This is a genomic window from Peristeroidobacter soli, assembly GCF_004138485.1.
GTDB lineage: Bacteria > Pseudomonadota > Gammaproteobacteria > Steroidobacterales > Steroidobacteraceae > Steroidobacter > Steroidobacter soli.
The window spans coordinates 171665-194072 of sequence record NZ_RYEV01000010.1 but is presented as its reverse complement, the minus strand read 5'-3'; the positions used below and the strand labels follow the sequence as shown (position 1 = coordinate 194072).

Below are 22408 nucleotides of genomic sequence, written 5' to 3'. Positions count from 1 at the left end.
CGCTCGCCGGGACGCTTATGGCCGAGTTCCGATCTGCGTTGCCAGGTTTTGGATGTGTCCGCCGCGTATGAGTCTGACCTCTACGGATTGGCCGATGTTTTCCTCACTCAGTCGTGCCGCGAGCGGGCGCATGCCTCGCAGGGCGATGCCATCGACCGTCAATAGAATATCGCCCGCGGTCACGCCCGCTGTCGCGGCGGGCCCTCGCTCCGCGACTGACATGACCATCATGCCGACTCGTTGGCCGGCCTGGTCGACGAGCGCATCGGGCACGGCAATCGGTTGGAGGGCAACGCCGAGCCAGCCGCGCGCGACTCGTCCGTTCGTCAGCAATTGAGGCACGACGCGGTTCAGCGTCGCCGTCGGAATTGCGAGTACCTCGCCGGGGCGGCCGAGCGTCGACATGCCGATCAAGGCACCCGATGCATCGACGACAGGTCCTCCTTCTTCGGTGCGATGGAGCCGAATATCAAGGGTGATCCGTTGATCGATGCGCCCGCCAGCGCGACTGAACCAGCGATCGCCGACACTACGCACGATGCCGGCGCGCACGGCCGGTGTGCCGTCACTGTTCGCTGCCAGCGCCAGCGCCACGCCGCCGATTGCCGGTACTGCCGGGCTCCACGGGCTCACGTCGATGCGCTCGCTCGTTCGCAGGATGAGAATGTTCGTGCCGGCGTCGCGCCCGATGATCTGCGCGCGTGAGGAATGGCCGGTGGCCACGACCTCATACTCGTCGCGCTCGCCGATGGCCTGCTCGGATGCAACGATCACATCCGGCTGCCAGAGGAGGCCGGTGACGTGTCGATGGCTGGCATTTCGAATCGCGACCACGCGAGTCTTCGCCGCCGCGACGATCGCTTCGATGGCCTGTGAGTGTAGCTGCAGACTGTTTGGTTCTAGGTTCATGGCGCGGCCTTCGGGAGATCAGGGTAGAAGCCTGCGCGCGAGTGAGCGGTCGTGCCCATCGGTCGGATGACCGGGGAGACCGGTCATCTGGCCAGGTGCTTGCCTCCACGAGGCGCGCGAACATCGGACCATGATTCCCGCACCTCGCATCGAGCCGGAAGCGCTCGATCCCTACTCTGAGCTCGTCGCGCAGGCGTTTGACTGCGTGAGCCCGGCCGTTGCGAGCATCACGGCTCGCGCATCGAATGGCCGTCCGCTCGGTGTGGGCTCTGGCGTGCTCTACACGCCCGATGGATATTTGCTGACGAACAGTCACGTGGCCGGCAGCGCAAGCCAACTCACCGCCACGCTCACGGACGGCCGGGAAGTCAGTGCCACGCTCGTCGGCGACGATCCTGAAACCGACATCGCGGTGCTGCGTCTGACGGGCAGCGGATTCGCATATGCAACGCTCGGCACCTCGTCGACATTGCGTGTCGGGCAACTCGTGGTCGCGATCGGCAATCCGCTGGGCTATCAGGCCACGGTAACTGCTGGAATCGTCAGCGCGCTCGGTCGCAGCTTGCGAACCGGCTCGGGGCGACTCGTCGAAAGCGTGATTCAAACCGATGCGCCGCTGAATCCAGGAAACTCCGGCGGTCCGCTGGTCGACGGCGCTTGCCGGGTGGTCGGTATCAACACCGCCATCGCCGGTGGAGCGCAGGGAATCTGTTTCGCGATCGGCATCGACATCGCAGCGAACGTCGCGGCGACGCTGATGCGCGAGGGGCGCGTGCGCAGGAGTCGTCTCGGGCTCGCAGGCCAGACAATCACACTCGATCGACGCATTCAACGCACGCTGCAACGACAGGTGCAGACGGCCATTCTCGTGCTCGAGGTTCAGTCGGACGGAGCCGCCGCGAGTGCCAAGCTCGAACGCGGCGATGTGCTGCTCGACTTCGATGGCGCGTCGATTGCAGGCCTCGACCATCTGCATCGGTTACTGACGGCGGAGCTTGCCGCGCGCGAGATCCGCATCCGTGTACTTCGGCGCGGGAAATTGCTCGATCTGGCAATCAGGCCGAATCTCGGTTGAGCGCGCGGACTGCGCTCGTTGAGGTGTGATATTGACGGATGCGCGCGGGATCGATTTCTATTCGCGCGAGCCGGTCATCAAACACGCCGTGCTGAGGACGCGGGCAGAGTTTGAGCTTATCCGCGCAGGAGCTGTAGGAGCTCTCGCGCGCGAATCCAACGCGGGTTCAGGATTTGAACAGCCGCGTGTACTGATGCTCGTGGCGAGCACTCGCGAGCCCTTGCAGGAGCGCGCAGGCGCCGATGTCTTCATCGTCGATGGCGAGCGCCTGGATCGCAATCTGCTCCAGTAGCGGCACGAGGGCATGTAGCAGGCGCTGTCCGGCATTCTGGCCGAGTGGCACGAGTTTGACGGCAGCGAGTACCTGATTCTCGGTCCACGTCCATGCGTAAGCCTGCAACGTTTCGCTCTCAGCGATCTGCCAGTGAGCGCAGGCGACGGCGAACATCCGAGCATAGCCAGGCGGCGCGTTCGGGCTCGAGCTCAAGGCGCCAAGCTCTTTGAGAATGCGCGCGAGTGCCGAGCCCATGTGGCGGTCCTCCGCGCGCAGCTCTTCGGTTTCTCGTGCCGCCAGGAGAAATTGATCCCAACGTTGCAGGCCGTCGTCATCGCCTGCGGTGGCGGCACGATACAGACGAAGTAGTACAGGCAGATCGAGCGTGCCAATCGCATTTCGCGCCACGCCTGAGATCCAGCTGAGCGCGCCGTGCTCGTCTTGCACCCAGCCTGCTTCGACCGCGTATTCCAGGCCTTGCGAGAAATGAAATGCGCCGATGGGTAAGGCCGGGCTGGCCAGATGCAGGATGCGAAGCAGGCGCGTGCTATCCGTGCGCATGCGGGGCGAGCGGGGCGTGCGAGTGTCCGCCGTAGGCGCCAGCCTCCGGCTCGAACGGCGCTTCTTCCACCGTGACGACGAGGCCGAGGCCGCGGACCATTTCATCCAGCACGTGATCGTGCTGATAACGAAGCCAGCCCTCGCCAATCTGCAAGGCGACGTGACGATTGCCCAGGTGGTAGCTCGCCCGGCACAAGGCCAAAGGATCGGGTGCATGGACCGTCGAAACGATCTCCGGCTCCGCAACGACTTTGACAATACGGCCATCGTCGGCAAGCAACAATTCGCCACCGCGGAGGATCGAGCCACGTTCGAGGATCAATCCGACTTCTTCACCACTGCCGAGCGCGGTTCGCAGGCGACTCTTGGTCCGCAGCTGAAAGGGCAGCACGAGCTCGAGGTCGGCGGCGATACTGGCATCGGACAGTTTGCGGGTGATAGTGAGCACAGGCGGCTTCGAATCAGAAAAGAAAATAGCGCTGCGCCAGCGGCAGCACCGTGGCGGGCTCGCAGGTCAGCAATAGGCCGTCGGCGCGCACTTCATAGGTTTGTGAGTCCACGTCGATCCTCGGCTGGTAGTCGTTGAGGATCAGGTCGCGCTTGCGAACGGTGCGCGTGCCACGGACGGCGACCAGTCTCTTGTCGAGCTTGAGGCGCGCGGCCATGCCGTTCTCGAGCGCCACGCTCGATACGAAGCTCACGGAGGTGGCCGTGCGCGCCCGACCGAGCGCCCCGAACATCGGCCGGTAGTGCACCGGTTGCGGCGTGGGAATCGACGCATTCGGATCACCCATGGGCGCAGCGACGATCATGCCGCCCTTGATGATCATCGCAGGCTTGGCGCCGAAGAAGGCCGGTCGCCACAGGACGATGTCGGCCAGCTTGCCCGCTTCGATGGAGCCGACCTCGTGCGCGACGCCGTGTGTCAGCGCCGGGTTGATCGTGTATTTGGCGAGATAGCGACGCACGCGGAAGTTGTCGTTGCGCGCGGTGTCCGGCGCGAGCGATCCACGCTGTATCTTCATCTTGTGCGCGGTCTGCCAGGTGCGCGTTATCACTTCGCCCACGCGGCCCATGGCCTGGGAGTCCGAGGAGATCATCGAGAAGGCGCCGAGGTCGTGCAGGATGTCTTCAGCGGCAATGGTCTCGCGTCGGATCCGCGACTCCGCGAACGCCACGTCTTCGGCGATGCCCGGGTCGAGGTGATGGCACACCATCAGCATATCCAGATGCTCATCGATGGTATTCACCGTATACGGCCGCGTCGGATTGGTGGAGGAGGGCAGCACGTTGGCTTCACCGCAGGCCTTGATGATGTCCGGTGCGTGGCCACCGCCGGCGCCTTCGGTGTGATAGGTGTGAATCGCACGGCCCTTGAAGGCGGCGAGGGTGTCCTCGATGAAGCCGGATTCGTTCAGCGTGTCGGTATGAATCGCGACCTGCACGTCGTAGCGATCGGCGACCGCCAGACAGTTGTCGATGGCGGCGGGCGTCGTGCCCCAGTCTTCGTGCAGCTTCAGTCCCATCACGCCCGCTTCGATCTGTTCCTCGAGCGCTCGGGGCAGGCTGGCGTTGCCTTTGCCGAGCAGGCCGAAGTTGATGGGCAGCGCTTCGACGGCCTGATACATGCGCTCGATGTGCCAGGGACCGGAGGTGCAGGTGGTGGCGTTGGTGCCGGTCGCGGGCCCCGTGCCGCCGCCGATCATGGTGGTGACGCCGGACATCATGGCGTCTTCGACCTGCTGCGGGCAGATGAAGTGGATGTGCGAATCGATGGCGCCGGGGGTGGCGATGAGCCCTTCGCCCGCGATCACTTCCGTGCCGGCGCCGATCACGATGTCCACGCCAGGCTGCACGTCCGGATTGCCGCCCTTGCCGATGCGGACGATGCGGCCCTCCTTGATGCCGATGTCGGCTTTGACGATGCCCCAGTGATCGAGGATCAGCGCGTTGGTGATGATGGTGTCGACCACGTCGGCGGCAGTGCGCTGGCTCTGTCCCATGCCGTCGCGAATGACCTTACCGCCGCCGAATTTCACTTCTTCGCCATAGATCGTGTGATCGCGCTCGACCTCGACGATCAATTCGGTATCGCCGAGGCGCACGCGGTCCCCGGTGGTGGGGCCGTACATCTCGGCGTAAGCAGAGCGGCTGATGGAGGTCATAACTTTCCCATCACCCGTTGATTGAATCCGTAGACCACGCGCTCGCCGTCGTACGCCACGAGCTCGACTTCACGCTCCTGACCGGGCTCGAAACGGACCGCGGTGCCCGAGGCGATGTTCAGACGATAGCCGCGTGTCGCTGCGCGATCGAAGTGCAATGCCGAATTGGTCTCGAAGAAGTGATAGTGCGAGCCGACCTGGATCGGTCGGTCGCCGGCGTTGGCCACGTTGACCGTGACCGTGGCGCGGCCGCGATTGAGCTCGATCTCGCCCGCCTCAGGAAACATCTCACCGGGTGTCATGCGCGCTCGCCTCGGAAGCTTCAGGGGATGGGCTGATGAACGGTCACGAGCTTGGTGCCGTCGGGGAATGTGGCCTCGATCTGCACGTCGGGAATCATTTCGGGAATGCCTTCCATCACATCCTCACGCGTGAGCAGGGTCGCGCCATGGCTCATGAGCTCGGCGACGCTCTTGCCGTCACGGGCGCCTTCCAGAATCGCCGCCGATATCAGCGCCACGGCCTCGGGGTAGTTCAATTTCAAGCCACGGGCCCGGCGCCGTTCGGCGAGCAGCGCGGCGGTGAAGATCAGCAGTTTGTCTTTTTCTCTCGGCGTCAGTTCCATGTCGTGTCTCGTTCAGGTCGCCCAGATTCTCGGCAGCACCGCCGGGCGATCGAGCAGTGGCGGTCGCAGGCGCTGCCAGCTTTCGACGAAGGCGCGTTTGATTGGCTCCGCCTGCGCGGCGAGCGCGCGGCAGACCAGCGCCTGGTCTACGAGCGTGACGCCCAACTCGACCCCGGATGGTTGTAAACATCGGACGGCATCCGCCATCGCGCGCGTCGCCGGGCAGGCAAGCAGCGTTCCGATTGCCTCGTGACCGCCCAGGCCCCACCGATGGCTGCCGGCGTCGATGCGCAGCCTGTCGATCAGCAGTGGCGCTCGATTTCTCCACAGTTCCAGCGTCAGCCGCAGCTCGCCGGCATCGAACGGTTGATGCCGTGCCGGCAGGCCCAGGCAGGCGATCTCCCAACCGATGAACCTCGCGTGCGCTCCCAGTTCGATGCGTGTCGTGCTGCGAACCCGGGCCTGTGGATAGAAGATGCTCTCCTGTGGCAGCCACTCCAGCGTCGCCTCGTCCGCTCGCAATGTTTGCCGTTGCCGGGCCGTGCGGCCGTCGCTGCGATAAAACTTTGCGGCCGAAGGGGTGGTCAGCAGGACGTGAGCCGCATCGCGTGCGTCTACGTCCAGCTGCAGCTCATCGCCGCCGACGATGCCGCCGGGCGGATGGACGATGTAGGCATGGCACACCTCACCCTCGGGATAGAACGGCCGCTGCACGAGCAGCGGGCCTCGATGCTGTCGCTCGATGAGGCAGGTGCGCTGCGCGGGCCGAGCGAAGGTGAGTTGGAGGTGCGCGCGCCATCCCGGCGTGCTGAGCGCTTCTTGCTCGGCGCTCATACGGTGAGGTGTTGTCGCACGAGATCGTCGGTCAGCTGCGGGATGTCACCGCCTGCGACGACCCGACCTTTGTCGAGAATACGAAACTCACTGGCGACGCGTCGGGCAAACGGCAGTTTCTGCTCGACCAGTAACACCGTGAGTTTCGCCTCTTGGTTGAGACGAAGAATGATGTCGCCGATCTCGTGCACGATGTTCGGCTGAATGCCTTCGGTGGGCTCATCCAGGATCAGCAACTGCGGCTCGAGGACCAGTGCGCGGCCGATGGCGAGCTGCTGTTGCTGGCCGCCCGACAAGTCGCCGCCGCGCCGGCGCAACATCTTCTTCAGCACCGGAAACAGCTCGAAGATCTGCTCCGGAATATCGCGAAGCCTGTGACGACGCGCGGACAGACCGATGCGCAGATTCTCCTCCACCGTGAGTTGAGAGAAGATCTCGCGGCCCTGAGGAACATAGCCGATGCCGAGCGTGGCACGACGGTCGGCGGCGAGGCGGGTGATGTTTTGACCTTCGTACAGCAACTCGCCGCTGGCCGGCAGCAGTCCCATGATGCAACGAAGGAGGGTGGTCTTGCCCATGCCGTTGCGCCCCATGAGACACAGGCGCGAGCCTGCGTGGATGCTCAAATCCACGTCCCAGAGGATGTGACTGCCGCCATAGAACTGATTGAGGCGCCGGATTTCCAACAGGGTCTGCATTGATCTCACTCGCCCAGATACACTTCCACGACGCGCGGATCGCTCTGGACCTCATCGATCGTGCCCTCCGCGAGCACGTGTCCCTCGTGCAGCACCGTGACCTTGCGGGCGATGGAGCGAACGAAGTCCATGTCGTGCTCGACCACCATGACCGAATGTTTGCCTGCCAGGGACAGCAGCAGCTCGGCCGTGCGCTCCACCTCCTGCGGCGTCATCCCGGCGACGGGCTCATCGACGAGCAACAGCTGCGGCTGCTGTGCCAGCAACATGCCGATCTCCAGCCACTGCTTCTGACCGTGGGAGAGCATGCCGGCGCGCATGTCGCGACGATCCTGCAAATGAATCGTCTCGAGCGCCGCTTCGATACGCTCGTGTTGCACGCGACTGAGCGGGGAGACGAGCGTCGTCCAGATCGTCTTGTTGCCCGCCACCGCGAGGGCCAGGTTCTCCAGGACGGAGTGCTGCTCGAACACTGTGGGCTTTTGAAACTTGCGACCGATCCCGGCTTCGGCGATCTGCGGCTCCGTCAGCGTCAGCAGATCGGTGGTCTGGCCGAACCAGGCCGAGCCTGCATCGGGACGCGTCTTGCCGGTGATCACGTCCATCAGCGTGGTCTTGCCGGCGCCGTTCGGTCCGATGATGCAGCGAAGCTCGCCCGCATCGATGTACAGCGTCAGCGCATTCAGGGCTTTGAAGCCATCGAAGCTGACGCTGATGTCTTCCAGGTACAGGATCGTGCCGTGCGAGGCGTCGCCCGGAATGGGACGGGCGCTGCGGGCGCCGGCGCCAAACACTTTCTGCCAGCCGTTACGAAGCACGGCGCTGGCGTTCATGCGGTCACCGTGCGCGCGTCGCGTCGACGCAGCGAGAATCGATCGGCGAGTCCCACGACGCCTCCGGGTAGAAACAACGTGACGATCACGAACATCGCACCCAAGGCATACAGCCACAGTTCCGGGATGGCCGCGGTGAAGTAGGTTTTCGCGTAGTTGACGATCAGTGCACCGGCCACCGCGCCATACAACGTGCCGCGGCCGCCTACCGCCACCCAGATCACAACCTCGATCGAATTGATCGGCTGGAATTCGCTGGGGTTGATGATGCCGACCTGAGGGACATACAAGGCGCCGGCGATGCCCGCGAGCACCGCGGAGAATGCGAACACCCACAATTTGTACGTCTCGACGCGATAGCCGATGAATCGCGTTCGACTTTCGGCATCCCGAATGGCCTGCACGACACGCCCGGCACGCGACAGGACGAGGTAACGACAGCAAAGATAGCCGAGGCCAAGTGCCATTGCCGACGCCACGAACAGGGCGACTCGCGTTGCCGGGGCGTTGATGTCGGCACCGAGGATTTCTTTGAAATCCGTCAGACCGTTGTTGCCGCCGAAGCCCATGTCGTTGCGGAAGAAGGCGAGCATCAGCGCATAGGTCAGCGCCTGCGTGATGATGGACAGATACACGCCGGTCACGCGCGAGCGGAACGCCAGCCAGCCGAAGGCCAGTGCCAGCAGTCCCGGCACGAGGATGATCATGGCGGCGGTGAACCAGAACAGGTCGAAGCCGTGCCAGAACCAGGGCAGCGCTTTCCAGTTCAGGAACACCATGAAGTCCGGCAGCACCGGATCGCCGTAGACGCCGCGTGTGCCGATCTGTCGCATCAGATACATGCCCATGGCGTAACCGCCCAGCGCGAAGAACGCCGCATGTCCGAGGCTCAAGATGCCGCAGTATCCCCACACCAGATCGACGGCGATGGCGAGCAGGGCATAGGTCATGTACTTGCCGAGCAGAGTCATCGTGTAGGTGGACAGATGCAGCGCCGAGTCTTCGGGAAAGGCCAGATGCATGATGGGCGCGGCCACGCCAACGGTGAGCAGCAACGCAAGAAACAATTGCGTGCCGCGATCGCCGGCGATGAGCGCAGTCCCCGGATTCTGTGATATCCGCATGCTCAACCCTCGGCCGCCCGGCCTTTCTGCGGAAACAGGCCGCGTGGGCGTCGCTGAATGAACAGGATCAGCGCGATCAGCACGAGGATCTTGGCGAGCACCGCCCCCGCGTAGGGTTCGAGCACCTGATTCACCACGCCGAGCGACATGCCACCGATGAGCGTGCCCCACAGATTGCCCACACCGCCGAACACGACGACCATGAAGGAGTCGATGATGTAGCTCTGGCCGAGATTGGGACCGACGTTGGTGAGCTGGCTCAAGGCCACGCCCGCGACTCCGGCGATGCCCGAGCCGAGCCCGAAGGTGAGGGCGTCCACCCATTCGGTGCGCACGCCCATGGATTTCGCCATCGCGCGGTTCTGAGCGACGGCACGGACTTTCAGGCCCAGCGAGGTCCTCTTCAGCACCAGCTGCAGGATCACGAACACGATCACCATGAACAGCACGACATACAGACGGTTGTAAGTGATCGACAGCGCCTCGTTGACTTGCAGCGATCCCGCCATCCACTGCGGTGTTTCCACGGGGCGGTTGTTGGCGGTGAAGATGTCGCGCACGAGCTGCTGGAGCACCAGGCTCACGCCGAACGTCGCGAGCAATGTTTCCAGCGGGCGCCCGTACAGGAAGCGGACGATGCCGCGCTCGATCGCGACGCCGACGCCGCCGGCCACGACGAACGCGACAGGAATGGCCACGAGGACCGACGCCCCGATGTGCTGAGGCATCAGCAGCTGCACGACGTACGTGGTGTAGGCGCCGAGCATCATCAGCTCGCCGTGCGCCATGTTGATGACGCCCATGACGCCGAACGTGATGGCAAGGCCGATGGCGGAGAGCACGAGCACCGATCCCAGGCTCATGCCGAAGAACAATGTTTCGAGCGTTCCAAACAAGCTGCGCCAGCGCTCGATGCTGGCAAGCGCGACCCGCGCAGCGCTGCGTACTTTCTCATCGGGTTCCGCATAGCTGCCGGCGTCGGTCGGCGTGACGATGGCGGTCAGCCGGTTGAACACTTCTGGGTTCAAGCTGCCCTTGAGGTGTTCGACCGCCGCGAGCCGGATCGCAGCGTCCTCGCCGTCCAGATCCGCAATGGCAAGGCCGGTGCGGATGGCCTCTCGAACGGCCTCATCCGGCTCGGTGCCTTCACGAGCGCGCAGGATGGAGACGCCATCCGCGTCCAGGGAGCGCAGCATCTCGCTCACCGCAGCCAGGCGAACCTGCGGGTCGGCGTCGGCGAGATCGAAGCTCGCCAGCGCGCTCTTCAAGGTCTTGCGCAACTGATTGTTGGTCGTGATCTTGGAATATTCCGACGGCTCCGTCGTACCGGCCGGAGACAGCGTGACGGGATCCTGCAGCTGCAGATTCGCGTCCTGCGCGGTGCCGATGAACACGCGTCGATCGGACTTTCGATAGTACAGATTGCCTTCGAGCAGTGCGTTCAACACGACGCGCGTGTTCGCGTGACGAACGGCGATGACGTCGCCCACGGCGCGCTCCTTCTCCTTGAAGTTGCTGGTGGCGAGGCCGCTGAGCGCCTGCTCGAAGCTCGGCGTTTCAGCAGCCGCCGCCGGCCGCCAGAGCATTCCCATCATCAAGACGAGAACCAGCCATCCCAGGCCGGAAGGGGGAACAAAGCGCGGTCCCGGACGTGTGCCCGGGACCGCCTGCATCGTGCGACTCGAGAATGTCACTGCCAACTCGTCACTCGTAGTTCTGCCCGGAGCACTTCTTGGTCTTGGTGTTGTAGTTGCCGCACTTGAGCGTGACCCAGTCGGCCTCGATGTCCTTGCTGCCCGGCAGGAAGTCCGACCAGGCGTCGCCCGGTACCAGGCCCTGGGTCTGCCACACGGTGTCGAACTGACCGTCGGCGCGCACTTCGCCGATCAGCACCGGCTTGGTGAGGTGATGATTCGGCAGCATCTTCGCGACCCCGCCGGTCAGGTTCGGCACCTCGATGCCGACCATGGTGTCGATGACCTTGTTCACGTCGGTGGTCTTGGCCTTCTCCACGGCCTTGACCCACATGTTGAAACCGATCACGTGCGCTTCCATCGGATCGTTGGTGACGCGCTTGTTGTTCTTGATGAAGGCGCGCCACTTCTTGATGAACTCGGCGTTGGCCGGCGTGTCGACGCTCATGAAGTAGTTCCAGGCCGCGAGGTGTCCGACCAGCGGCTTGGTGTCGATGCCCGAGAGCTCTTCTTCGCCGACCGAGAAGGCCACCACCGGAATGTCCTCGGCGGATATTTTTTGATTGCCGAGCTCCTTGTAGAAAGGCACGTTGGCGTCGCCGTTGATGGTGGAGACCACGCCGGTCTTTTTCCCCGCTGAGCCGAATTTCTTGATGTCCGCGACGATGCGCTGCCAGTCGGAATGACCGAAGGGCGTGTAGTTGATCATGATGTCCTCGGACTTCACGCCCTTGGCCTTCAGGTACGCTTCGAGGATCTTGTTGGTGGTGCGCGGATAGACATAGTCGGTGCCGGCCAGCACCCAGCGTTTCACGCCCACGTCGTTCATCAGATAGTCGACCGCGGGAATGGCCTGTTGATTGGGCGCGGCGCCGGTGTAGAACACATTCTTCGAGGATTCCTCGCCCTCGTACTGCACCGGATAGAACAGCAGGCCGTTGTTCTTCTCGAACACCGGCAGCACCGACTTGCGCGAGACGGACGTCCAGCAGCCGAACACGACCGACACTTTGTCCTTCACCAGCAACTGCTCGGCCTTCTCGGCGAACAGCGGCCAGTTGGAGGCGGGGTCGACCACGACCGCTTCGAGCTTCTTGCCGAGGATGCCGCCTTTCTTGTTCTGCTCCTCGATGAGCATCAGCACGGTGTCCTTGAGGGTGGTTTCCGAGATCGCCATCGTGCCCGACAGCGAATGAAGCACGCCGACTTTGATGGTGTCGGCGGCTTGCGCGGCCGTTGCAGCCAGGAGAGCCACGGCGGCAGCGATGCTCGCCAGTCCGCCCACTTTGAATTTGTTCATGAATATTTTCTCCGCGAGAGCGATGCGATTAGAGCTGGACCTGCAGGCCGACGCCGATCTGGGTGTTGTCGCGCCCCAGGTTGGGATCGAAGCTGGAGTCGATGTAGAACAGGCTGACGCGCGCGTTGAAGTCCTTGATCAGATAGTTCAGGTTCAGCTCGGTGGTGGTCTGATCCACGTCGCTGCCGAACTGGTAGTCGTAGGTCGACTCGCCAACCTTGGCCAGCACCTGGAACTTGCCGATGCCCACGGTCTGTGGAAACAGATACGCGCCGAGCAGGTAGTAGCCGTCGCTCGACTCATAGGCGGTCGCAAGCGGGCTGGGATAACCGCCCAGGCCGTCGTACCTGGCGTACTCCGCCTCGACCGTGACGACGCCACTGTTGCCGAGCTTCTTCTCGAGCAGGAAGTCGACGGAGTAGGCGTTGTCGCCCGCGGCGGTCTGAGCGGCGACACCGACCGCGAGCAGATCCTTCTCGCCGTAGTAAGTACCGTTCAGGTAATACCCTGACTCCGGATCCCAGAAATCCAGTTGCACGCGTCCGGCATACAACACATCCGAGCTGCCCTTGGTGAGACCCTGGACGTCGAAGGCGCCGGCGGAGACCTTGGCGATGCCGAACTGACCCCAGTACATCACGCCGTCGTCGCGGCCTTCGGTCTCGAAGGGATAGCCATCCTGCACGCCGTCGCGGTACACGCCCCAATGACTGGCGTAGTAGGGGCCATAGAGGTTGGCGCGGTCGCTCGGTGGCAGGAAGCGGCCGGCCCAGATGTTGAATTGATCCGAGAACGAGAACTGCGCGACGGCGTCGATGACACGCATGGATTCCGGCGTCGCGCCGCCGGCGTTGTAGTCGGTGTTGAACATCAGGCTGATGTTCTCGGTCACCTTGCCGCTGATGTAGATGCGCGCGCTGTTCAGCTCGAAATCGCTGATGTCCTCGCCGACATCCGGATTGGTGTAGGTGAAGCTCGAGCGCACCCCGGCGCCGACGGAGACGGGCGGTAAATTCACCTCCGCCGCGAGCGCGCTGCTCACAGGTACCGCTGTCAGCGCGGCGCCGATGGCGGCGGCACGCAAGCTCGCAGCGGTTTGGTAGTGGATCGATGTCAGTCGCATGGACGGTTCCCTGCTTCGTTGGTTGATTGTTTGCCCTGGCCAGAGGGCTGGGGGTCGACTTCCTTGCAACCAACGCTATGCGCGCTCGGCTGATGGGGGTACGCGTCATTTGACGTACTCGTGCCGCTCCCCCTGGGGCGTTTGACGTAGAGACAGCCGGCGTGAGCCAGGCATGATCCAACCCTGTGCAGGCGCGGAGGCGCGTTGCACCTCGAAGTGGCACCGACCCGACGCCGCGAACTCATCGCAGCTGCGGAGCGTCGCTGGCATATCGCTTGCTTCTGCTGGTACGGCGGCGAGGGGAAATCGATTTCAGAACAGCAAACAATGGCTGCACGACAACGGATCGTTCGCGAGCGCCGTCAATACAATCAATGGGTGGCGAGTCAGACGCTCGAGGACTATGCGCTGCGCTACACGGCAGATCGCGCGCGCAAGTCCGCGTTCCGCGTCGGCAATACCGCGTTCGGTCCGATCGCGTTTCTGGCCTGCGAGGCAATCGGCGGCGCGCTCACGATCGCTTATGGCTTTCCCAATACGGCCTGGGCGGTCGTGGCGTTCTGCGTGCTGATGTTTCTCATCGGACTGCCGATCTGCTCCTACGCGGCCCGTTATGGCGTGGACATCGATCTGCTCACGCGCGGCGCGGGCTTCGGCTACATGGGCTCGACGATCACCTCGCTGATCTACGCATCTTTCACGTTCCTGCTGTTCGCGATCGAAGCGAGCATCATGTCGCTCGCGTTACAGATGCTGTTCGGCATTCCGCTCGCCCTGGGACATCTGATCAGCTCGCTGATCGTGATTCCCATCGCCATCTATGGATTCAGCCTGATCAGCAAGATGCAGCTGGCGACCCAGCCGGTGTGGCTGGTGCTGCAGTTTCTGCCCATCGTCTACATCGCCTGGCGCAGTCCCGCCGAGGTTGAAGCCTGGACGGGCTATCCCGGCACGCACGGCTCCGCCGATGGCTCGGTGGACCTGCTGTTGTTCGGGATGGCGCTCTCCATGCTGTTGTCGCTGCTGCCACAGATCGGCGAACAGGTGGACTATCTGCGGTTCCTGCCGAACCGCGATCGACGCAACCGCGTGGCGTGGTGGACCGCGCTGATCGCGTCGGGGCCGGGATGGGTGTTCATGGGCGGGTTCAAGCTGCTCGCGGGCTCGTTGCTCGCGTTCCTCGCCATTCGCCATGGCGTCGCACCGGCGCAGGCCGATGAGCCCACCGGCATGTACTTTCTCGCGTTTCGCGAGACGTTCCAGTCGCCGACCGTCGCGCTGGTGCTGACCGGACTGTTCGTCATCGTCTGTCAGCTGAAGATCAACGTGACCAATGCCTATGCGGGTTCGATTGCGTGGTCGAACTTTTTCTCGCGCCTGACTCACAGCCATCCGGGCCGGGTCGTGTGGCTGGTCTTCAACGTGCTGCTGGCGTTGTTGCTGATGGAGACCGGCATCTTCAATGCCATCGAAAGCATTCTGGTCATCTATGCCAATTTTGCCGCCGGCTGGATCGGTGCCTTGACCGCCGATCTGGTCATCAACAAGCCGCTGGGCTACAGCCCGCCGTACATCGAGTTCAAGCGCGCTCATCTCTACGACATCAATCCCGTCGGCGTGGGCGCGCTGCTGCTGTCGATCGTCGCATCGAGCTGTGCGTTTCTCGGCATGTTCGGCCAGCTGCCCCAGATTCTCTCGCCGCTGGTCGCGCTGGTGGTGGCCTTCGTCGCGGCCCCCCTGATTGCGTGGGGCACCAAGGGCCGCTACTACCTGGCGCGTCAACCCGAAGGATTGCCTGACGAGCCGGAGATTCGCTGCACGATCTGCGAGAACGTGTTCGGGCGCAACGACATGGCGATGTGCCCGGCATATTCCGGCCCGATCTGTTCGCTGTGCTGTACGCTGGAGGCGCGCTGTCACGATCTGTGCAAGACCGACAGCCGCTTCACTGATCAGCTGTACGGCTTCTTTGCGAGCATCCTGCCCAAGCGCGTCGCACTGGCGCTGAACACGCGCGCCGGACATTTCTTCGGGCTGCTACTGGTATTCAATCTCGCCATCGGGCTGCTGCTGTCCCTCATTTATCATCAGTACAGCGGCGTCGCGAGCGCGGATCGCGAGGCGATCGGTACTTCGCTGTGGCTGGTGTTCGTGAGCCTGTTCATGCTGACCGGCGTGGCCGCATGGCTGATCGTGCTGGCGCACGAAAGCCGGCGCAGCGCGGAGGCGGAGTCGCAGCGGCAGACCGCGATGCTCATGGATGAGATCGAAGCTCACAAGCGCACCGACGCCGCGCTTCAGAAGGCCAAGGAAGTCGCCGAAGCCGCCAACGTCGCCAAGACCCGATACATCGTCGGCATCAGTCACGAGATCCGCTCGCCGCTGAATGCGATCTTCGGCTATGCGCAGTTGCTCGAGCGGGGCACCGCGGGGCCGACCGACAACGCGGCACGTGTGATCCGTCGCAGCGCCGAGCATCTCACCAATCTGATCGATGGCCTGCTCGACATCTCCCGGATCGAAAACGGAATGCTGCGACTCACCCGTGACAAGGTGCAGCTGGTGGAGTTTCTGGATCAGATCGTCGATATGTTCCGGCTGCAGGCGGCCGATCGTGGCATCGAGTTTCGCTACCAGCGCCCGCCGCACCTGCCGGCGCATGTCCATACCGATCAGAAGCGGCTGCGGCAGATTCTGATCAATCTGCTCTCGAATGCGATCAAGTACACCGAGCGGGGGCAGGCGAGTCTGGTGGTGCGCTATCGAAATCAGGTTGCCGAGTTCGAGATCTCCGATACCGGCGTGGGGATCGCCGAGGCCGATCTCGAGCGTGTGTTTCGCCCCTTCGAGCGTGGCGAGACGCCGACCGTGCGCGCGATTCCGGGCATTGGCCTCGGGCTCACGATCACCAAGCTGCTGACGCAGATCATGGGTGGTGAGCTGCTCGCGCGAAGCACGCTGGGCGAGGGCACCACGTTCACCGTGCGGATGCTGTTGTCCGAGGCCATGCACGCCGTTCATCAATCCACCGTGCCTGGACACATCGCGGGCTACGAGGGACCGCGTTTGAAGCTGCTGCTCATCGACGATGATCCGGCGCATCTCGACATGGTCCAGCGACTGCTGCAGCCGTTGCGGTTCGATATTGTCACGGCGTCGAATGGCAGAGCGGGTCTCGCCGCAGCCATCGAACAGCGGCCATCGCTCGCCATGATCGATATCTCGATGCCGGATCTGTCGGGATGGGAGGTCGCGAAGCAGCTGCGCGAAACGGCCTCGTTGCGATCGATGAAGATCGTCATGGTGTCGGCCAATGCCCACGAGTACAGCCCCGGGGGCATCGACTACACGCACGATGGCTTCGTGATGAAGCCCGTCGATATGCGCCTGCTGCTGGAGTGCTTCGGCACGCTGCTCGGCGTGCAATGGACCTACCAGGCTGATGGCGAGGCCGAAGAGGAGGTTGGCGCAGCCTGTGAACTGTCACTGCAGTCGCGACATCACATCAACGATCTGTATCAGCTCGGCCGCATCGGACACGTGCGTGGCATTCAGGCGAAGCTGCGCCAGATCGAGGCGGATGATCCCGCGAGCAAAGCGTTTACTGCCCGCCTGCAGGCGCTGGTGGCCAACTTCGACCTCAAGCGCTACATGAACGTGCTGGAAACCCTGCGCAATGATGACCTCTGATGCAAGCACGCGTCGCGATACCGTGCTGGTCGTGGACGACACGCCGGAGACGCTGAGCTTTCTGACCGACACGCTCGATCAGGCCGGATTCACCGTGCTGATCGCCACCGACGGCGACAGTGCGCTGGAGCTGGTGGATCAGGTCACCCCCGATCTGGTGCTGATGGACGCGGTGATGCCGGGGATCGGCGGGTTCGAAGCGTGTCGGCGTCTGAAGCGCGAAAAGTTGTTGTCACACCTGCCGGTCATCTTCATGACGGGCTTGAGCGATACCGAGCACGTGGTCGAGGGACTCGCGGCGGGCGGCGTCGATTACGTCACCAAGCCGCTCGTCGTGGATGAACTACTGGCTCGTATCCGGGTGCATCTGGCCAATGCAAGGATGGCGCATGGCACGCATGCCGCCCTGGACGCCACCGGACGATTCCTGCTTGCGACCGATCTCAGCGGCCGCCTGTTGTGGTCGACGCCCAAGGCCAGAGAACTGCTCGCTGAGCTGTTTCCCGCGCAGAACGATCAGGCGGCGAGCCTGCCGGCGGCGGTGGTCGAACAACTCATGCAGCTGCGGGGCGAGGGGGCGAAGGCGTCCGGCAGTGTCACCATGGCTATCGGCTCGCGACACCTGGAGATATCCGTGCTGAGTCATATCGGTCCGGATGAATTGTTGTTTCGGTTGGCCGAAGTCGGCTCTCGCGGCGAAGAACAACTGTTGCAACGGGCACTATCGCTGACCACGCGGGAGGCCGAAGTCCTGCTATGGATCAGCCGTGGCAAATCGAATCGCGAGATCGGCGAGATCCTGAGCATCAGTCCACGCACGGTGAACAAGCATCTCGAGCAGGTGTTCATCAAACTGGGCGTGGAGAATCGCGCGGCCGCCGCCGCTCGGGCGGTGCGTACGTTGGCTCGCTAAGAACGATCGGCCTCGGGTCTCAAGCGAGCTGGCTCTTCAGCATTCCCTCGCGTTCGATGAACGCGATCACCCGATCCAATCCTTCGGCCGTCTTCAGATTCGTAAAGACGAAGGGACGTTCGCCGCGCATCCTGCGTGCGTCCCGATCCATCACTTCGAGCGATGCGCCCACGTGCGGCGCCAGATCGATCTTGTTGATGATCAACAGGTCCGAGCGGATGATGCCGGGGCCGCCTTTACGGGGAATCTTGTCGCCGGCGGCCACGTCGATCACGTAGAGCGTGAGGTCCGACAGCTCCGGGCTGAACGTGGCCGCGAGATTGTCGCCGCCGCTTTCGACGATGATCATGTCCAGCCCGGCGAATTGTTGCATCAGATCGTCGATGGCCGCGAGGTTCATTGAGGCATCTTCGCGGATGGCGGTATGCGGGCACCCCCCGGTTTCGACGCCCCGAATACGATCCGGCGACAGTGCCTGGCTGCGAATCAGGAATTCGGCATCCTCGCGCGTGTAGATATCGTTGGTGACGACCGCGATGTTGAAGCGCTCGCGCATGCGCTTGCACAGGCTGTCGACCAGCGCCGTCTTACCCGAGCCGACCGGGCCGCCAACGCCCAGCCTCAGTACTTCAGCCTTGGCCATCTGTTCTCCTCGCGCACGCCGTTGGTTATCCATCATACGGTTCCGCTCACGGATGCCGCCTACGTCATTTACCCCAGGGCAGACCAATGAAATCGCGGGCATGCTGGCACGCATGTCACCTCGCACACCGCGCCTGATCTTGTCCTCTCTGTGCGCTTTGATGCCGGCCACGGTAATGGCGCACGCGGGCGGTGAAGCGCATAGCTTCATGGCGGGCGTACTGCATCCGCTCTTGGGGCTCGATCATCTCGTCGCGATCCTGGCGGTCGGCCTGCTGGCAGGGCACTACGGTGGAGCGATGCGCCTTTGGCTGCCGACCTGTTTTGTGACGGCGATGGCAGCAGGGGCGACATTCGGCGCGGGCAGCGCGGCTCAGCCGTTCACTGAGATCGGGCTTGCGTTATCTCTGATCGCGTTCGGACTGGCGCTGCATTCGAAGCGGTCACTGCGAGCGACGCCTCTCATCGTGTCGACCGCGGTGTTTGCACTCGTGCACGGTCTCGCGCACGGGACGGAGAGGGCCGGCGACGTTTCAACGCTGCCCTTCATCTTCGGGTTGATTCTGACCACCGCAACCTTGCATGCCATCGGTGTCGTGCTTGCGCGCCCGACCCTACTCAAATGGAGTGGTCGCGCGATTTCTCTTCTTGGGATCGTGGTGCTCGGCACGCTGCTCCAAAGCTAGGAGAGCGCGAGCATGGCGGCGGACCTGCGGCGAATGTTCTGCAGAATGACGGTACTGCCGTGTTTGGAGCGCTCGTAGTCGTAGTCGCTCAAGGCCGCTTCGAGCGCCGCCGTGCAGCCTGGACGATAGCGGTCGTGCAGCTCGATCAACAGATTGCTCACCGTGCTCAGCCAGCCGGCGTTGTGAGTCAACACTTCCAGCTCCGCGCCTTCGATGTCCATCTTGAGAATGTCGATGTGATCGATGCCATGCAGCTGCATCACATCGGCAATCGACACGGCCCGGAGGTCCGTGGGCTGCTCCGATTCGAGCACGCGAAAACTCCAGGTCGCGGCGTCGGGGTTCTCGATTCGCAGCCACGTGCTGCGGCTCCAGAGCCCGGCGCGAATCGCACGGACCTGTGGATAGGCGCTGACGTTCCTGCACAGGACGGCGAAGTTGGTCGCCTCCGGCTCGATCGCGATCACCACTGCGTCTCGAAAGCGCTCGGCGAAGAACACCGTGGCGAGGCCGATGTGAGCGCCCGCATCGATGATGACGGTCGGCGAATCGACATCAATGTCGTATTCGCGTTTCAGGAACACTTCATCGAACACGCTCTGGTCCGCCGTGCCCGGGCGAATGGCGATCGGATGGCGCGTATCGGCCTCGGCCGCCGAAATGAAACAAATGTCCGGGTGCAACAGCAGGGCGAAATAGCCGGTGAGCGCGCGCAGGATTCCGAATCGACCGCGGTACCAGCTCAGCCAGGACCACTGCGATGGGCTCACCAGTCTTCGAGCGATGCGCTTGAGCACGAGAACCATGGAGTTCGCGCCCTGACCACATTACTAACAGTAGACAGAATGCCAGCGGTCGATGACCCCACGGTGACACGCAGGGACAGTGCAACGCATTATATGAAGGCGTATTTCCTGCGGCACCTTAAGAATACGTAACTCGGGCGCGGAACGGTCGTTTGAGCCCGAGTCGCGGTAGGATGAGGCGGATTCAGAGGCGACCTGGGAGAGAGTGATGGCAGACTCAGTCGCATGGCAGCTTTCCGGTGATTATTTCGAGAATTGCAGTTGCAGCGTGGTGTGTCCGTGCCTGGTGTCGGCCGCCGCCCCATTGACGGCGCGACCGACCGAGGGATTTTGTAATGTCCCGCTGATCTTTCACATCGACCGGGGCCGCTACGGCGAGGTTGAGCTCGATGGACTCAATGTTCTGGTCATCCTCCACGCACCGGGCGTCATGGCGGACGGAGACTGGTCGCAGGCCACGTATATCGATGAGCGCGCCAGCGATGCGCAGACCGATGCTCTGACCGCGATCTTCACCGGCGCGGCCGGCGGTCCCATGGCGGCGTTCACGCCGCTGATCAGCAGGAACCTCGGGGTCACCAAGGTCCCCATCAGCTTTGCGATCACTGGCAAGACACGCTCGGCGGACATTCCAAACATTTTGCACATGTCGGTCGAGCCGCTGCCAACCATGCATCCGAGCGGGGAAATGTGGGTAAATCTCGGCCATCCGGTGAGTGCCGACCGGATGGCGATGGCCGTCGGGGCGCCCGGCAATACGTTCAACGATCAGGGCATGCATTGGGATAATTCCGGCAGGAACGGTCTCTACGCGCCCATTCGCTGGTCGAACGTTTCCTGAGCGCCGTCGCGAAACGCGACATGAGCGACGACGTCCTGGATGGGGTGCTGCGACGGGATCGGCGCGTCGTTGCGAGTGCCCTCGTCGGCATCGCCGTGCTGGCCTGGCTGTATCTGCTCTGGCTCGCCGCGGACATGGACATGGAGTCCATGGATATGAGCGGGTTTCGCATGGTGCCCGCCGGCGTGGGGATGATGACGCCGATCCTCGCGCCCTGGAGGGCAGTCGAGTTCGCCTTCGTGTTCCTGATGTGGGCGGTGATGATGATCGGCATGATGGCGCCTTCAGCCGCGCCGATGATTCTGATGTATGCCCGTGTGGCCCGGCAGAAGACGCTCGTGGGCCAGCCGTTCGCCGCGACCGGTTGGTTCGTCGCGGGTTATCTGCTGGCCTGGAGCGGCTTTTCTCTGGCGGCGACGCTGGTGCAATGGCTGTTGGAGCGGCAGGCGCTGCTGAATGCACGCATGGCAAGCACCAGTCTCGCGCTGGGAGCGGTCGTTCTGATTGCCGCGGGCCTCTACCAATGGACGCCGCTCAAGGATGCCTGCCTCGCCCAGTGTCAGTCGCCGTTTCGATTCCTGATGAGTCACGGCGGGTTTCGCAACAATCGTCGCGGCTGCATCCACCTCGGACTGCTCCATGGCATCTATTGTGTCGGCTGTTGCTGGATCCTGATGGCACTGCTGTTCGTGGTCGGCGTGATGAACGTGCTCTGGATTGCGCTGCTATCGCTGCTCGTTCTGCTGGAGAAGCTGACGCCGTGGGGTCGATGGGTGGCCCGCATCGCCGGCGTCGCATGTATCGCGGCGGGAGCCTGGATGGCGCTCGTGCCAGCCTGACATGTTGAGTGTCGCAGGGTCACGGGGCATCATCGAGTCGATGAATACTGTGATTCGCTGTGTCCTGGCTCAGGGCATGTTTCTGTTTGCCATCCTCGCGCACGCCGCGGCAGATCCCAGCGCTGCCATCGCCGATTGTCGCGCGAAGCATGCTGACAACCCACCCGAGCATATCGCCTGCCTGGAACGCGAGTTGCGTGCGGTGAGTGGCGCGCGTCCGGAAGTCGCGCCCCCCGGTCTCGGCGCCGAGCAGGTCAAGACGAAACGCCCGCAGGAAACGATCGAGGACGTGACCGTCAAGATCGAGAATGTCAGCTATGGATTCGATGGCATGGGACTGTTTCGCATGGCTGACGGTCAGGTCTGGAAGGCGACCGAGAGCACGCCGAACACGCAGCGCCTCGAGTCGGGCAAGAGCTACTCCGCCCGTATCGAGCGCGGCAAGCTCGGCGGCTACAGAATGTATGTCGAGGGCGCGTCGCGAATGATCAAGGTCATGCGTACGCATTAGGCCAGGGGCTTTCTGCCGGTCGAGCCACGATCAATCTGAATGCCGCATTCGTCAGGGCCGGCCGGATCGAGCCGGGCAGCGACGGCAAGCCCAAATCGTGGAGGGCCTGTTTCTGAAATTCCGGCGGCAGCAGTGGGGCCGGGCCTCGAGGCCGGCCCCACTGCAGAGGGCGTAGGAACTCGATTGCGTCGTTGGGCAGGTCGGCCCGTTCACAGTTACGGCCGAGTGCCGATTGCGCTCAGGCCACCGACCAATTCACTATCGG

22 protein-coding genes are annotated in these 22408 nt (G+C 63.3%); 7 read left to right on the top strand and 15 right to left on the bottom strand.

The features are described from left to right. Positions 1–15: 15 nt before the first annotated feature. On the bottom strand, positions 16–909 hold the full coding sequence (locus tag EKO19_RS35470) for a S1C family serine protease (RefSeq protein WP_129782159.1): 894 nt from the start codon (positions 907–909) through the stop codon (positions 16–18). A gap of 130 nt (positions 910–1039) precedes the next feature. Here EKO19_RS35470 and EKO19_RS35465 point away from each other — a divergent pair, with 130 nt between their 5' ends. Continuing rightward, positions 1040–1984, top strand: a complete 945-nt coding sequence (locus EKO19_RS35465; RefSeq protein WP_129782158.1) for a S1C family serine protease — start codon at positions 1040–1042, stop codon at positions 1982–1984. Positions 1985–2150: 166 nt separating this feature from the next. On the opposite strand, the gene EKO19_RS35460 is transcribed toward EKO19_RS35465, so the two are convergent. The 12 genes from EKO19_RS35460 to EKO19_RS35405 all read right to left on the bottom strand — a co-directional run bounded on the left by EKO19_RS35460 (position 2151) and on the right by EKO19_RS35405 (position 13215). Next, complete coding sequence (locus EKO19_RS35460) at positions 2151–2819, bottom strand: urease accessory protein UreF (protein ID WP_129782157.1); 669 nt, start codon at positions 2817–2819, stop codon at positions 2151–2153. Then, positions 2806–3267: an urease accessory protein UreE gene (ureE, locus tag EKO19_RS35455; protein WP_129782156.1), complete on the bottom strand. Its 462-nt coding sequence runs from the start codon at positions 3265–3267 to the stop codon at positions 2806–2808. Before ureE ends, EKO19_RS35460 begins: the two co-directional genes overlap by 14 nt. Before the next feature lie 13 nt (positions 3268–3280). Continuing rightward, complete coding sequence (gene ureC / locus EKO19_RS35450; RefSeq protein WP_129782155.1) at positions 3281–4984, bottom strand: urease subunit alpha; 1704 nt, start codon at positions 4982–4984, stop codon at positions 3281–3283. Then, positions 4981–5286 carry an urease subunit beta gene (locus tag EKO19_RS35445; RefSeq protein WP_129782154.1) on the bottom strand — a complete coding sequence of 102 codons (306 nt, stop codon included), beginning with the start codon at positions 5284–5286 and terminating at the stop codon, positions 4981–4983. Before EKO19_RS35445 ends, ureC begins: the two co-directional genes overlap by 4 nt. 20 nt (positions 5287–5306) lie before the next feature. After that, complete coding sequence (locus EKO19_RS35440; RefSeq protein ID WP_129782153.1) at positions 5307–5609, bottom strand: urease subunit gamma; 303 nt, start codon at positions 5607–5609, stop codon at positions 5307–5309. A 12-nt stretch (positions 5610–5621) separates the two neighbouring features. Beyond that, the gene (locus EKO19_RS35435) at positions 5622–6443 is read right to left on the bottom strand and encodes an urease accessory protein UreD (protein ID WP_129782152.1); all 822 of its coding nucleotides are present in this window, start codon (positions 6441–6443) and stop codon (positions 5622–5624) included. Then, positions 6440–7132: an urea ABC transporter ATP-binding subunit UrtE gene (gene urtE, locus EKO19_RS35430; protein ID WP_129782291.1), complete on the bottom strand. Its 693-nt coding sequence runs from the start codon at positions 7130–7132 to the stop codon at positions 6440–6442. The genes EKO19_RS35435 and urtE overlap by 4 nt, the downstream gene beginning before the upstream one ends. 14 nt (positions 7133–7146) lie before the next feature. Then, complete coding sequence (urtD, locus tag EKO19_RS35425) at positions 7147–7974, bottom strand: urea ABC transporter ATP-binding protein UrtD (RefSeq protein WP_129782151.1); 828 nt, start codon at positions 7972–7974, stop codon at positions 7147–7149. Further along, positions 7971–9098 (bottom strand): urea ABC transporter permease subunit UrtC, encoded by a 1128-nt coding sequence (gene urtC, locus EKO19_RS35420; protein ID WP_129782150.1) that lies wholly within the window; start codon positions 9096–9098, stop codon positions 7971–7973. Before urtC ends, urtD begins: the two co-directional genes overlap by 4 nt. Before the next feature lie 2 nt (positions 9099–9100). Further along, on the bottom strand, positions 9101–10693 hold the full coding sequence (urtB, locus tag EKO19_RS35415; protein WP_217705818.1) for an urea ABC transporter permease subunit UrtB: 1593 nt from the start codon (positions 10691–10693) through the stop codon (positions 9101–9103). 109 nt (positions 10694–10802) lie between these two features. Then, positions 10803–12092: an urea ABC transporter substrate-binding protein gene (gene urtA, locus EKO19_RS35410; protein ID WP_129782149.1), complete on the bottom strand. Its 1290-nt coding sequence runs from the start codon at positions 12090–12092 to the stop codon at positions 10803–10805. A 28-nt stretch (positions 12093–12120) separates the two neighbouring features. After that, on the bottom strand, positions 12121–13215 hold the full coding sequence (locus EKO19_RS35405) for a porin (RefSeq protein ID WP_129782148.1): 1095 nt from the start codon (positions 13213–13215) through the stop codon (positions 12121–12123). A 327-nt stretch (positions 13216–13542) separates the two neighbouring features. Here EKO19_RS35405 and EKO19_RS35400 point away from each other — a divergent pair, with 327 nt between their 5' ends. Both EKO19_RS35400 and EKO19_RS35395 read left to right on the top strand, forming a co-directional pair. Then, complete coding sequence (locus tag EKO19_RS35400; protein WP_129782147.1) at positions 13543–16905, top strand: hybrid sensor histidine kinase/response regulator; 3363 nt, start codon at positions 13543–13545, stop codon at positions 16903–16905. Continuing rightward, a complete protein-coding gene (locus EKO19_RS35395) occupies positions 16895–17818 on the top strand; it encodes a response regulator (RefSeq protein ID WP_217705817.1) in 924 nt (307 codons plus the stop codon). The genes EKO19_RS35400 and EKO19_RS35395 overlap by 11 nt, the downstream gene beginning before the upstream one ends. Positions 17819–17837: 19 nt before the next feature. Here the strand turns inward: EKO19_RS35395 and ureG are convergent, their stop codons facing one another. Beyond that, positions 17838–18461, bottom strand: coding sequence for an urease accessory protein UreG (gene ureG / locus EKO19_RS35390; protein ID WP_129782145.1), 624 nt, complete (start codon positions 18459–18461; stop codon positions 17838–17840). Between the two features lie 100 nt (positions 18462–18561). Here ureG and EKO19_RS35385 point away from each other — a divergent pair, with 100 nt between their 5' ends. Continuing rightward, entirely contained in the window at positions 18562–19146 is a 585-nt protein-coding gene (locus EKO19_RS35385; RefSeq protein ID WP_157995588.1) for a HupE/UreJ family protein, read from the top strand. On the opposite strand, the gene EKO19_RS35380 is transcribed toward EKO19_RS35385, so the two are convergent. Next, positions 19143–19952, bottom strand: coding sequence for an FkbM family methyltransferase (locus EKO19_RS35380; protein ID WP_129782143.1), 810 nt, complete (start codon positions 19950–19952; stop codon positions 19143–19145). The genes EKO19_RS35385 and EKO19_RS35380 overlap by 4 nt on opposite strands. Positions 19953–20160: 208 nt before the next feature. Here EKO19_RS35380 and EKO19_RS35375 point away from each other — a divergent pair, with 208 nt between their 5' ends. Genes EKO19_RS35375 through EKO19_RS35365 form a run of 3 tightly spaced genes read left to right on the top strand, consistent with a single transcriptional unit; the run spans position 20161 to position 22143 of the window. Then, positions 20161–20793 carry a DUF1326 domain-containing protein gene (locus EKO19_RS35375; protein WP_129782142.1) on the top strand — a complete coding sequence of 211 codons (633 nt, stop codon included), beginning with the start codon at positions 20161–20163 and terminating at the stop codon, positions 20791–20793. A 20-nt stretch (positions 20794–20813) separates the two neighbouring features. Next, positions 20814–21632 carry a DUF2182 domain-containing protein gene (locus EKO19_RS35370; protein WP_129782141.1) on the top strand — a complete coding sequence of 273 codons (819 nt, stop codon included), beginning with the start codon at positions 20814–20816 and terminating at the stop codon, positions 21630–21632. A 40-nt stretch (positions 21633–21672) separates the two neighbouring features. Beyond that, positions 21673–22143 carry a hypothetical protein gene (locus EKO19_RS35365; protein WP_129782140.1) on the top strand — a complete coding sequence of 157 codons (471 nt, stop codon included), beginning with the start codon at positions 21673–21675 and terminating at the stop codon, positions 22141–22143. Positions 22144–22408: the final 265 nt, after the last annotated feature.